Here is a 13,192-nt window from a genome sequence, read left to right on the forward strand (position 1 = left end):
GGAGGAGTTTCAATGTCTGCTAAGAAACCATTTCGTCCTGAAACACAAGCCATCCATTCTGGCCAACAGCTTGACCCGGCTACTTTTTCGCGTGCGGTACCTATTTATCAAACAAGCTCATTTGGGTTTAAAGATACGGAGCATGCTGCATCTTTATTTAATTTAAGTGAACAAGGCTACATCTACACTCGAATTGTAAACCCTACTACGGACGTTTTTGAACAGCGAATTGCTGAGTTAGAAGGCGGAGTAGGTGCTCTAGGAGTAGCTTCGGGTCAGTCTGCTACTACCTTTTCCATTTTGAATATCGCTTCCGCAGGAGATGAAATTGTATCAGCAAGCAGTTTATATGGAGGAACATATAACCTCTTTTCGTCTACGCTTCCTAAACTGGGCATTACCGTCAAATTTGTAAACGCTGATCATCCAGAAAATTTTAGAAGTGCAATCACTTCCAAAACAAAGGCAATTTATGCTGAATCCGTTGGAAACCCGCAGGGAAATGTGCTAGACATCGAGGCAGTTGCAGACATTGCCCATGAACATGGAATTCCTCTTATTATTGATAATACGGTTCCAAGCCCTTACCTTCTTCGTCCCATCGATTTCGGAGCAGATATTGTCGTTCATTCTGCTACTAAGTTTCTTGGAGGGCATGGAACAGCAATTGGGGGTGTTATCGTAGACAGTGGAAAATTTGATTGGGAAGCGAGCGGGAAATTTCCAGACTTAACAACTCCAGATCCAAGTTACCATGGCCTTGTATACACAGAAGCTGCCGGTGAAGCTGCTTATATTACAAAAGCGCGCGTTCAGCTTTTACGAGATATTGGAGCTGCTTTATCACCTTTTAATTCCTTTTTACTCCTTCAAGGGGTAGAAACACTCCATCTGCGATTAGAGCGTCACAGCGAAAACGCATTAAAGGTAGCGAAATTTTTAGAGCAGCATGAATTAGTAGAATGGGTAAATTATGCGGGGCTTCCTTCCCACCCTTCCTATTCTTTGGCACAAAAATACTTGCCTAAAGGGCAAGGAGCAATTTTAACCTTTGGTGTAAGGGGAGGAAAAAACGCTGCGGCTAAGTTAATTGATTCGGTTCAGTTATTTTCTCATTTAGCCAATATCGGCGACTCTAAATCACTCATTATTCACCCGGCAAGCACCACTCATCAACAGCTATCTAAAGACGAACAAAAAGCTTCGGGTGTGACCCCAGAACTCATTCGTCTATCGGTTGGAACAGAAGCAATCGACGACCTTCTTGAAGATTTAGATTATGCCTTAAAAGCCAGCCAAAAAGTGAATACAACTGTTTAAAAGCTGTGATTTTTCACAGCTTTTTTTATATCATCCAATAACTTTTTATACTTTCCCTTATGCTACAATAAACAAAACGAATGAAAAAGGAGTTACTATGAACACGTTCAATTCAATACCTGCTATCACATTTACAGACGTTCATAAAACATTTAAGGATAAAGAACATAGTGTTTTAAAAGGCATATCGGGTACAGTAATGCAAGGCTCGCTCGTCATGATGGTAGGACCATCAGGATCCGGAAAAAGCACCCTTCTTTCCATGTGCAATTTACTTTCTGCACCTGATGAAGGAAGTATTGAAGTATATGGAAAAGACATTAGCAAATGGACTATTTCTGATTTACGAAAAAAAGTGGGCATTGCTTTTCAATCAGCTCCTGTTATTGATGGAACAGTGCGTGATAATATGATGCTTGTTCAAAAACTGCATGGCAAGCAGGATATTATGCCTGAAGAACTCTGTGCCTTAACGGGTCTTTCCCCTGACTTGTTAGAGCAGGATGCCAGAGATTTATCCGGTGGTCAAAGGCAAAGGTTATCATTAGCCCGCACGCTGTCGAACGGCTCTGACCTTTTACTTTTAGACGAAATCACTTCTGCTTTGGATGCCACTTCTGCTCATGAAATTGAACAGCTTATTTCTCATTTACATAAAGAGCAGAATAAAACGATTATTTGGGTTACCCATAATTTAGATCAAGCGAAACGTTTAGGAGAGGAAGTCTGGCTTTTAATGAACGGAGTGATTGTAGAAAAAGCCAAGACAGAGACCTTTTTTCATGCTCCTGTAAAAGCTGAAACAAAACAATTTATTGAAGGAGCCTTTCTATGAGTTCACTTTCACTGATTTTTACCATTGTTTTTGTTTTTATTGCTCTTTTTTTATCAAAATCTTTTCGTATAGGACTCGAAAAAGATATTATTATTGCCAGTATTCGAGCAGCCGTTCAGCTGTTAGTGATCGGATATGTTTTATCGTTTATTTTTGACGCGAATCACCCTGCTTTTATGATCTTCATTTTATTCCTTATGCTGACAGTCGCTTCCCAAAATGTTGTAAAGAAAAAAAAGCAGGGATTTAAAGCTTTTTTTCGTGTATTTGTCACTCTTTTTATTGTAGAAATCCTGACCCAAAGCGTTATGCTCGGACTACATATTATCCCTGCTACTCCACGATATATCATTCCTGTCAGCGGTATGATTATTGGAAATTCGATGATTTTGGCCAATTTATTTTTAAATCGGTTAGATGCTGAAGTAAATAGAAGACGAGACGAAATTCAATTGATTCTGGCGCTTGGCGGCACTCCTAAACAAGCTATTCATAGTATTTTAAATGCCGCAATCAAAGCTAGCATGATTCCTACTGTAGAAAGTCAAAAAACAATTGGACTCGTTCAGCTTCCGGGTATGATGACAGGCCAGATTATTGGAGGGGCAGATCCGATACAAGCTGTCAAATTCCAGCTGCTTATCGTTTTTACTATTCTAGCGTCTGCTACGCTTTCATGCGTCATTTTAAGCCAATTAACATATCCTACCCTTTTTAATAGCTATCAGCAGCTTATCCGTGAGCATACATAAAAAAAGAAAGGAGACTCCTTTCTTCTTTTTTTATTGAGCAGCTTTTTTTAATCTTTCTCCTATGTCACTTCCAAAGGTTACTCCTAAATCGCCGAGCCATCTTCTATACGCAATACTCAGTCGGTCCGGATTCAAATGAAGCTCTGCTTGTAAGTCAAGCGGCAGCTCTTCTGGTTTTTGACTTTCCACAATACTGGTATCTTGTTCAATAATAAGCTGCTGAAAATCGCGGAAATATTGATCAGGTGCATCAAACGAATAGTTTCTAGAAACCAGCGCAAACACGGTGGACTTTCTTTCCTCTTCAGGTAAAACCGCAAACAGCATTGAAAAGATTTCACCCGTTTCGTAGTTAACTTTTTTCAACCTTGCAACGGTAGGACGAAGAATTTCAAAGGTATAATAAATAGTCGCAAAGTTACCCGTGCCATCTGCATCTGCGTACACAGCGATTTCATCAGAAACGTATCGGTTATCTTTCCAATGCACCTTATAATCAGGAATTTCGGCGTAGTCAGAGTGCCCCAGGCTTCCTTCGTGAACAAAAGCCAAATGGCTTACATCTAGAAAGTTTTCTACGACACGAGGAGCTGCTGCCTGCAGAGTATGAGGGCTGGCGCAAACCGTTTTGAATCCGGAGTTAAGATGTTCATCATACAGGGGAAGAGGAGTATCACTTGCCTCGCTGTTCATCTTCACCCATATAATCCCGTACTTTTCAACGCAGTCATACACCTGTGCTTTTGCTTTTGAAGGAATAGCTCTTCCCGGCGGCTGTTGAGGAATTTTCACACAAGCCCCGGCATCATCGTATTTCCATCCGTGATAAGGGCATACAATGCAATCATCTACCACTTTTCCAAGAGATAACGCTGCACCGCGGTGGATGCACAAATCCTTAAATGCTTTAATAGCATTAGTTGTGCGAAAAAGGACAACTCGCTCTTCTAAAATCGTTACTTGCAAGGGCTGATCTGTTAAATCATGTGAATAAGCTGCAGGCAGCCATTCCTTAGCCAATACTAAATCTTTAATCATCTGCATCGCCTCCGTACAATAAGTAAATTTATTTCTTGTTTATAAAAAAAACCGCAGAAATAGAAGGAGTGCTTCTATTTCCGCAGCTTTTTCGTTCCGTAAAACAGACTATAAGCGCGCGAAGATTCTACATGATTGCAGATAGAGCGACCTTAGCACTTCATCTACAACGACAATACGTATTCATCGCTATTTTTTTAACCTTAAAACCTAACCCTTATATATTGAATAAAGAGCGGCCAGCCGCTAAAAGCTTTTCTGTCCACTGATTTCTCTTAGTTTTACTTTATCAATTTCCCACTGAAAAATCTCTTGATTTGTAAGCATCTCTAACATAATTTTTTCGGTTAAACGAATAAAAGCTGCGGTTTTAAAAACCGCAGCTTGCTTTATTATGAGCTCATATAACTGGCTGTATATTTTTTCGTCTGCTTTTGTATTTCTTGATTTAAATGCTTGAAAAATGAGAGGGTTTCTTCATAATCCGTCGCTTTTTCATGAAACTTTAATGTAAGATTTTCTTCAAACAACGTTTCTCCTTGATGGCCAACCGCTTTCAGCTGAACATCTGTAACAATACCTTGCGAAATCGAACATAATAAATAATTAAAGCAATGAACCGGAACGATATGCATGAGATGAAAATCATCGATAGTTCTATCACTTTTTGTTTTCTTAAATTCCACGGTGAGTTCTTCCGGATGAATAAACACATTTATATGCTGTTTGGACAAACAAGTAGGATTCATTTTTTGTGTATACTCACAAAATTCCAGTCCAATAAATACAGAATTCTCGGAGTCAGCTTCAATGAAGATTTGCGAATTTTTTACCATTGTCCTCGTCCTCCATATTCAATCTAGTTCCCCATCACTCGTATTCAGTTGTAGAATATTTCCATCTTTTTTCTATTCTATCATTGATTTTTCTCAGTGCCTATTTAACAGGCGGAAGTTCTCTTTAAAAGAGAGGGAACTGACAGGCAGTTCTTTATGTGAGAAGAATAAGCAAAAGACACCTCTTTTATTTTCTTGAGGTGTCTTTTGGTATCATCAGCCTGTATTACGCAACCCTGCTGCAATGCCGTTAATCGTTAATAACGCTTCTTTTAAAAGTTCTTCATTTAACGTTCCAGCCTCATCTTCACGCAGCTTGGAAATGACCTTAACTTGTAAGAATGTTAGAGGGTCCACATACGGATTTCGTAATTTAATAGATTCTTTAATCGTAGGAAGATGATCCATTAATTCTTTTTGACCTGTGATTTGAAGAATCATTTCTTTTGTGAGATTATACTCTTTTTTAATAGCGGTAAAAATCCGCTCTGAAATAGCCGGGTCTTGTACCATTTCCGTGTATTCTTTTGCTGCCATTAAATCTGCTTTTGTTAAGGCCATTTGCAGATTATCGACGGTCGAGCGGAAAAATGGCCATTCTTTATACATTTGCTGAAGAAGCTGTATATCTCCAGATTTCTCTACTAAATGCTGTAAGCCCGTACCTGCAGCGTACCAGGCTGGAAGCAGCTGTCTGCTTTGCGTCCATGCAAATACCCACGGAATCGCTCGCAAGTCTTCAAAGCGATCACTTCCTTTTCGACTCATTGGACGTGACCCAATATTTAAAGCCCCCAGCTCAGGAAGAGGTGTAGCTTGTTTAAAATACGTTAAAAAGTCTGGATCTTTGAAAACAAGCTCTTGATACTTACGTAAAGAAGCAGTTGAAATCTCGTCCATTGTTTCTTCCCATTCATGTGTACGAATATCACATTGTTCAGCTTCTTGAGAAACATTTGCTGCCGCTGTAAGAAGAGCTGAGACCGCTTGTTCAAGGCTTCGGTAGGCAATGTCATATAAAGCATATCTAGAAGAAAGAACTTCTCCTTGCTCTGTAATTTTCACACCGTCTCCTAGCGTCTCAACAGGCTGAGATAAAATGCTTCGGTTTAACGGTCCACCTCCTCGGCCTAGTGAGCCGCCTCGGCCATGGAAAAACTTCAGACGAACTTGATACTTCCTCGCCATATCGTGAATTTCCTGCTGCGCTTTATAGAGCTTCCAATTAGCAGTAAGCGTTCCTCCATCTTTGCTTCCATCTGAGTAGCCAAGCATAATTTCCTGCAAATCCTGCTGTTTCCTTAAGTGCTCACGATAAAAATCTAATTGAAATAGCTGTTCCATGATTTTAGGACCCGCTGTGAGATCATCAATCGTTTCAAGCAGCGGAGCTATATTTAACTTACTTTCAATGCGGCCATCTGCATGAAGGCGGTAAATACCCGCTTCTTTGGCGAGTACCATAACTTCTAACAAGTCACTTGCAGACTGGGTCATACTGATTAAGTAGACTTCAATAGATCTTTCTCCAAATTCTTTATGTGCTCGATGAATCATGTTAAATACTTCAATTACTTGCTGCGTTTCTTTAGAGTAATTCTCTACAAACGATATCACAGGTCTTGGGTCTTGAAGAACTTTACCTAGCAGCTCAACTTTTTTCTCTTCCGTTAACGCTGAATAATCTTCAGCTAAAGAAACAGCATGGAAAATTTCTTTGATTGCCGCTTCATGTTCCCCGCTGTGATTACGGATATCAAGCGTTGCTAAATGAAAACCAAACAGCTCAACTTGGCGAATTAACTTACATAAGCTTTTTAACTGATAATCCTGAGGCTGGTGCTTTTGCAAGCTATCTTTGATTAGAAATAAATCATGTAGAAGTTCTTCCGACCTTTGATAGCCTGCTTCCGATTCTCCAACTAAATTTAATTTATGAAGCATAATCGTAAGCTTGCAGCGATATACCTCGTGTTTGATTCTCCATCGCTTTTTCTCAGGCAGCAGCGATATTTCTTGATTAATAGAATCAAGAAGATTATCTGAAACTGCGACTCTTTTTGTAGACTGACTTAACCTTTGTCTCAATTGAGTAAGCGACTCTTTATATTTACGAATAGCTAACTTCCTTTGTTTGACAAGCGTTTGCCACGTTACTTTAGGAGTTACATTTGGATTTCCATCTCGGTCTCCGCCAATCCATGAACCAAATCGAAGAATATTAGGCACCTTCCAATTTTCTTCAGGGTAATTCTCCTGCAATGAATTTTCCAACTCCTGATGAAGTTGAGGAAGCACTTCAAATAACGTTTCATCAAAATAATATAATCCATTGGATACTTCATCCATTACCGTCGGCTTGCGATCTCGCAGTTCATTTGTTTGCCATAAAATTAATACTTCGCTAAACAGTCTTTCTTCAATTTCCGTACGTTCACGTTTTGTTAACGTTGGATTATCCAAGTTTTTTAGAAGCTCAGCCATTCGTTTATGAATATCAAGGACACTTCGTCTAGTGGCTTCTGTTGGATGAGCAGTGATGATGAGCTCTAGAGATAGAGTTTGAAGCAAGTTAGCAATTACGTCTGGCGCCACGCCATTATTTTTAAGCGAAACAACGGCACTTTCCAATGAGCCCGGCTGCATAATAGAATCTTCTTGCTGCTGATATTCGCGTCTGCGACGAATTCGATGATTTTGCTCTGCAATATTAACTAAATGAAAATAAACTGCAAACGCCCGAATAACCTGCTCGCGCATCGGCTGTTCAAGAGTAACGATTTCATTTTTTATTTCTTTATAGATAACTTCATCTTTGTTTTCTCTAAGTGATTTTGCTACTTCGCGTATTTTTTCTACTTTGCTGAGCAGTTCCTCTCCACCTTGGTGAACCAGAACTTTCCCTAACAATTGACCGAGAAACTTTACATCACGGCGCAGGGCAGTGCTGCTGTTTTGTCTTTCTGCTGCTTCTACTGTTACCATTAGACACGACACCTTCCTTTATAAATGTTGTACTTTTTAAACTTTTTAGAAAATTATATTAAATTCATATTACCATGAACGAAAATAAATTTCATATAATTTTATTTCCTCCTCTCGTTCAGGAGAGGAGATTCATCAAATATAAAAGAGAGGTTAAGACATAACTAAATGAATCCAATCTAAAGACGAACAAATGGGATATATAAGTCGAACCGCTTGTGACACCGCAGTGGATTTCTGTGCAAGACTTTGCTTTCCGCAGGTGGACGATGAGCCTCCTCGTCTCTTTCGCTTTTCCCCCCTTAGTCTTCCTCTTGCCCTCCAATCAGCTGCTAGAAGGAACAAAACAGATGAAACCTACGTTTACCATAACAAAAAAAACGAACCACTAATCAAACATGTTGATCACTGGTTCGTTTTTCATTTGAGCTAAAACACTTTTGTCTCAGCCTCTCTTTTATGCTACCAAGGTTGTCCTAAATCCAATACCGAGGCTAGTTCATTGCTTTTTTTACGCACTTGTTTACGCGTGGTAGCGCGATCTGCCCCCGTTTGAAACAGGTATTTTTCTTCTTCTGTTTCTGGAATAAGCTCCGGTACTGCGCGGGGCTTTCCATCATCATCCATTGCCACAAAAGTTAAAAATGATGTAGCTGCAATTTGACGCTCCCCGGTTTTTAAATTTTCTTTAATCACTTTCACAAACACTTCCATGGATGAACGACCTGCCCATGATACGTATGACTCCAAACATACAGAATCCTGAGGCGTAATAGGGTGCAGAAAATGAATAGAGTCTGCTGAAGCTGTCACACACTCTGTACGACTGTGACGATAAGCTGAAATGGACGCAATCATATCAATATCACTCATTAACTTTCCGCCAAATAACGTATTGTGATTATTAATATCATTAGGAAAAATGCGGCTCGTTCGAACTGCCTTTGTATCTTTACAATAATTTGCTTTCATTAGTAAGAACCTCCATTGATGCCTATCATAATAAGAATAAAAGAATGAATGAACCTATACTAGCATATTTTGATAAATTTAGCTTTACAAAAAGCTCGTTGATTTATTTACAGAAAACAAAAAAGAGAAGAAAAATTCTTCTCTTTTTTGTCTATCGAATATAGCTTGATCCAAACGTTTTACCTAAAGAATCACTGTATAGGTCACTTGATTTTACAGTCCATTTCTCATCTTCTTTCACCATAAAAATTCGTAGGGGACGCCTTCCTTCTTTCGTTTCTAATTCATTTACAATATCTTTGAATTTAGAAGCCGCAAACTCTTCAGAGTGTTCTGTATCGTAATCTTTCGTTTCATCTGTGTATGCTCGCTTAAGCTGCGATACGTATGAATATAAGTCTGATAAATCAAGAGTAGTGTACTCCACTTCTACTACGGCTTTATTATTTGCATTCGCAATCACATTTGTTTTCACGCTTGCTTTTTCTTTTAAAACATCTTTATACATGTTAAAAAAATCTTTTTTTGCTTTGTCGGTTAAACTGTTAGAAAACGCACCTTTTAATTCCTCATTAAACGCTTTTTTCTGTTCTTCTATGACAGCTGTTTTATCTGCTGTTACATATTTATCATAGTCTACGTTTTCTTTGTTTAAGTAAAGGACTTCTGTGTAAGCTTGCAGAGCTTTTTCTGGGTCTTGCAGCTTATTATAGCTTTTGGCGTATTTTTTCGTATCCAGTGTTAATGTCACTTCGTCGATTTCTTCATCATAATCAGATGATTTTGGCTGAAGCCCAATTTTGTACTTTTTATCTTTTTTGACTTCAAAGACAAATGTTAATTTTTTTTGCTTTCCAGCGCCAATCTTGTCAGATGCACTGCTTTCTAGTCCAAGCTCACGACTGTTCACTCCCGTTTTTGGAGACAGCTGTTCATCTCCTTCGTATAAATACACACCGTCATAATCTGATAAAGATATACTGTTTTTGGATACATTTTTCACTTTTAAATCAACTTTCAACAGCCCTTTTTCTTCACTTGTAGCTCCTTCATCACTATCTACTAAAATGTAAGAAGCGCTGTCAATGGATGCTTCAATCGTCTTATTTTTAGCCGAAGTGGATCCTCCCGTTTCCTTAGAACTGTTGCAAGCCGCTAATACTAGCATAAGTACAAAAGCCAAAGCCAAAACATTCATTTTTTTCACAGCTTCCCAATCCCCTTTATTTTGTTTTTTTAGAACTTTATCCCAAATAAAGGTTCCCCCTGTATAAATACTTAAACCTTAAAATCTATATTTTTTACAATATTTTGATAAAAACTAAGTCTAAATTCTCCACTGACCTAAATAAAAAAACACGAGCACGGGCTCGTGTTTTTTTATTTAGATTTAAAATTTTCTTGATTGATTTGTTCAGCTTCTTTCATATATCGGTTAGATTTGCCGCTTTTAATTCCCCAGTAATAAAAAGCTAATGATACGCAAGCAATCACTAGCATATCCCATCCGAAAGGCAAAATATTTTTGCCTCCGAATTTTTCGCTTCCTATGTAGGAAATAAAAATCATGCACGCTAAATAGATAAGCATCCAAGCCCCGGTTAAAAATTCTTTTTTAAAGCCCACCCATTTATTTTTCGCTTGGTAATAAAAATAAACAGGCAGGCCAATTGCCATAATAAAGATCACTTCACCTGTAAGTGGCCACCTTGCCCAGTAAAGCGTCAAGGAAGCAAAAACGAAGCCGCATGGCGCAATAACTGATGCCCCTTTTAAATAAAATGGACGGTAAAAGTGTGAAGCCGTTTTTCTTAATGTTATAAGCGCTACAGGACCCATAATATAAGAGATAAGCGTCGCTACTGAGATCACTTCTGCTAAGACACCCCATCCTCTAAATAAAAAGAGAAACAAGAAGCAAGCTGCTAAATTCAGCCACATAGCTGGGCGCGGGACATTGTAAAGTGGATGAAGAGTACCAAATATCTTTGGCAAGTATCCATTTTGCTGCATCCCGTATAACATTCTAGAAGTAGTTGCCGTATATGTAGCACCTGTGCCGGAAGGAGAAACAAATGCGTCTGCGTATAACACAATTGTTAGCCAGTTAATTCCAAGCGCAATCGCTAAATCAGCAAAAGGAGAATTAAAATTCAAATGATTCCATCCATCAGCAATTGATGACGGACTTACTGCTCCGATAAAGACAATTTGCAATATAATGTATACAATTCCTGCAATAAAAATTGAACCAATTACAGCTATCGGAATCGATTTATTAGGTGATTTTGCTTCTCCTGCCATATTTACAGGACTTTGAAACCCATTAAATGCAAACACAATACCTGATGTTGCCACTGCCGTTAAAACACTGGCCCACCCATAAGGGGCAACCCCATGCTCACTTGAAAAGTTTCCACTATGAAAACCAGCGAAAAATAAAGCCCCTGCCGTTAAACCAGGAATAATTAATTTAACAATCGTAATAAATGAGTTTGCTTTAGCAAAGAGATTTACCGTCCAATAGTTCACAAAAAAGTAAACGAATAATAACAAAGACGCAACTGCCAACCCCTTGGACGTTAAAATGCCATTGTCTACCAATTCATGAGTCCAGCGAGCCCACTTCCAGGGCCAAGTACTCATATATTGCACAGATGCAATAGCCTCCACTGTTATCGTTGAAGCGATTGAAATCCAGTTAGCCCAAGCAGCCAAAAAACCAATAAATGATCCGTGTGAATACTGAGGATATTTAACCATCCCCCCTGCTTGTGGAAACATCGCGCCCAGTTCAGCATATGATAGGGCAATGGTCAAAATAACCACCATTCCAATAACCCATGAAAAAATAGCCGCGGGTCCCGCAATTTGAGCTGCTTTCCATGCTCCAAACAGCCACCCTGAACCGATAATCGAACCTATGCCTGTCATGGTTAAAGCAAATGTTCCCATCTTCCTTTGCATATTGCTCATCCAAATCTACTCCTCTTCCCTAGGAAAATAAAAAAAACACTTGCGGAATTTTCTCAAGTGTTTGCCCAGGCGCGCGGCTTATACGCTATATGCTCCCCCATGGTCATCCATGTTGCGCCAGTCACATATAGGAATATATTTTTTATCAGTATATAACATTCATTTCTATTACTCAATACACAAAAATGTTTACATTACTTTTATAAAGATAATAAATTATTCGTAAAATTCCGAATAAAACTTCTGAAATCTCTTTTTAATTACAAAAAAAAACAACTAAAATCCTAACTTTTCTTGTTGTTTGATTCTTTTACTCCACGAGCAGATTACCTTCTAAAAATTATATTAATATATAATATTCATTTACATAATAAGAATTAACAGCTATATATCCATAGAATTCTTGCACTAGACCCTTTACTTATATACAATATGAAGAAAAGATACTAAAGTGAACTGCCCACCGCTTAGCTACGCTTGAAGTGGGAGACTTCTTTTAGGAAAACGTTAAAACCTACATATCATGCACTTCGCAACAAATGAAGTACTTCGAGCAAACTTCTCTGTTTACGCAAGCACAAAACAGGGAAAATTACGAAAAAAGATTGTTAGAGGGATGCTTATGAATTATGCAAATGTAAAAGTTCTTTATTTTGATGACGACGGAACCATTCCAAATCACCCTCGTCTTCCAGTTTTGTTGTATGAACACGTATTTATTAGTAAGAAAGAGAAAGTGGAGAGCATTTTTAATTCTCACAACTGGAAAAACAGCTGGGTAGGCGGCATACATGATTTTCACCATTACCACAGTAATTCTCATGAAGCACTAGGTGTAATTAGCGGATCTGCACGTTTAAAACTAGGTGGACATATGGGGGAAAATATCGTGGTGCATGCTGGCGATGTGCTCGTACTTCCTGCAGGAACAGGGCATATGCGTCTGCAGTCAACTGCTGATTTTAAAGTGGTTGGAGCTTATCCAGAGGGCATGGATTACAATTTAAGAACAGGAAAACAAACTGATCGCCCTCACGTATTTGATGAAATTGCACAAGTACCTATTCCTACAACAGATCCTGTTTATGGCGACAAAGGACCACTGACAGAGTGGTGGAACTAGACAAGCACTTATTGTCTAGTTTTTTTATTTGCTCTGTTTTATTCTTTCCATGAATCTCTATTTGAACATACAAATTCTTTTCTTATGATGCAATAGCAATATACTTTATCTCAGCGAAATAATAAAAACTTCCCGGTCAAAACTAAATTTCTTCTTTACCGTTCTCTTTTTGCTTCAAGAGCAACTTCGCTTAGATTATCCCCCTTTTTTTCCTTCGTAATCATTTCAAATATACTCCCACCATAACCTCTTTTTTGTTTTTCTAAAAAAATTTCCATAGATTATAACGAAATTTTCAAAAAACTTATTGCTTTACCATGTCAGACTTGCTATCATAGTGAACATTGTTAGATAA

10 protein-coding genes and 1 riboswitch are annotated in these 13,192 nt (G+C 38.5%); of the genes, 4 read left to right on the top strand and 6 right to left on the bottom strand.

Annotation, left to right across the window (positions count from 1 at the left end):
• Nucleotides 1–12 precede the first annotated feature (12 nt).
• The 3 genes from ACFX4R_RS08970 (at nucleotide 13) to ACFX4R_RS08980 (ending at nucleotide 2,907) form a co-directional block, all read left to right on the top strand.
• Nucleotides 13–1,320, top strand: coding sequence for a homocysteine synthase (locus ACFX4R_RS08970; protein ID WP_043980325.1), 1,308 nt, complete (start codon nucleotides 13–15; stop codon nucleotides 1,318–1,320).
• Between the two features lie 97 nt (nucleotides 1,321–1,417).
• The gene (locus tag ACFX4R_RS08975; protein WP_043980327.1) at nucleotides 1,418–2,155 is read left to right on the top strand and encodes an ABC transporter ATP-binding protein; all 738 of its coding nucleotides are present in this window, start codon (nucleotides 1,418–1,420) and stop codon (nucleotides 2,153–2,155) included.
• Complete coding sequence (locus tag ACFX4R_RS08980; RefSeq protein WP_043980330.1) at nucleotides 2,152–2,907, top strand: ABC transporter permease; 756 nt, start codon at nucleotides 2,152–2,154, stop codon at nucleotides 2,905–2,907. Before ACFX4R_RS08975 ends, ACFX4R_RS08980 begins: the two co-directional genes overlap by 4 nt.
• Nucleotides 2,908–2,937: 30 nt before the next feature.
• Here the strand turns inward: ACFX4R_RS08980 and ACFX4R_RS08985 are convergent, their stop codons facing one another.
• The 6 genes from ACFX4R_RS08985 to ACFX4R_RS09010 all read right to left on the bottom strand — a co-directional run bounded on the left by ACFX4R_RS08985 (nucleotide 2,938) and on the right by ACFX4R_RS09010 (nucleotide 11,714).
• The gene (locus tag ACFX4R_RS08985) at nucleotides 2,938–3,945 is read right to left on the bottom strand and encodes an aromatic ring-hydroxylating dioxygenase subunit alpha (RefSeq protein WP_377569387.1); all 1,008 of its coding nucleotides are present in this window, start codon (nucleotides 3,943–3,945) and stop codon (nucleotides 2,938–2,940) included.
• A gap of 392 nt (nucleotides 3,946–4,337) precedes the next feature.
• Nucleotides 4,338–4,781, bottom strand: a complete 444-nt coding sequence (locus ACFX4R_RS08990; RefSeq protein ID WP_014461480.1) for a hypothetical protein — start codon at nucleotides 4,779–4,781, stop codon at nucleotides 4,338–4,340.
• A gap of 216 nt (nucleotides 4,782–4,997) precedes the next feature.
• The gene (gene ppc / locus ACFX4R_RS08995; protein WP_097824272.1) at nucleotides 4,998–7,766 is read right to left on the bottom strand and encodes a phosphoenolpyruvate carboxylase; all 2,769 of its coding nucleotides are present in this window, start codon (nucleotides 7,764–7,766) and stop codon (nucleotides 4,998–5,000) included.
• 462 nt (nucleotides 7,767–8,228) lie between these two features.
• Nucleotides 8,229–8,738 (bottom strand): acyl-CoA thioesterase, encoded by a 510-nt coding sequence (locus ACFX4R_RS09000; RefSeq protein ID WP_043980336.1) that lies wholly within the window; start codon nucleotides 8,736–8,738, stop codon nucleotides 8,229–8,231.
• Between the two features lie 151 nt (nucleotides 8,739–8,889).
• Nucleotides 8,890–9,936: a DUF5105 domain-containing protein gene (locus ACFX4R_RS09005; RefSeq protein WP_237074776.1), complete on the bottom strand. Its 1,047-nt coding sequence runs from the start codon at nucleotides 9,934–9,936 to the stop codon at nucleotides 8,890–8,892.
• A 182-nt stretch (nucleotides 9,937–10,118) separates the two neighbouring features.
• Complete coding sequence (locus ACFX4R_RS09010) at nucleotides 10,119–11,714, bottom strand: glutamate/serine transporter AimA (RefSeq protein WP_013055516.1); 1,596 nt, start codon at nucleotides 11,712–11,714, stop codon at nucleotides 10,119–10,121.
• A 56-nt stretch (nucleotides 11,715–11,770) separates the two neighbouring features.
• A riboswitch (ZMP/ZTP riboswitch) is annotated at nucleotides 11,771–11,849 on the bottom strand.
• Nucleotides 11,850–12,237: 388 nt separating this feature from the next.
• Here ACFX4R_RS09010 and ACFX4R_RS09015 point away from each other — a divergent pair.
• Nucleotides 12,238–12,837, top strand: a complete 600-nt coding sequence (locus ACFX4R_RS09015) for a cupin domain-containing protein (RefSeq protein ID WP_080621362.1) — start codon at nucleotides 12,238–12,240, stop codon at nucleotides 12,835–12,837.
• Nucleotides 12,838–13,192 lie beyond the last annotated feature (355 nt).

The sequence above is a fragment of the Priestia sp. YIM B13490 genome (assembly GCF_042787735.1).
Classification (GTDB): domain Bacteria; phylum Bacillota; class Bacilli; order Bacillales; family Bacillaceae_H; genus Priestia; species Priestia megaterium.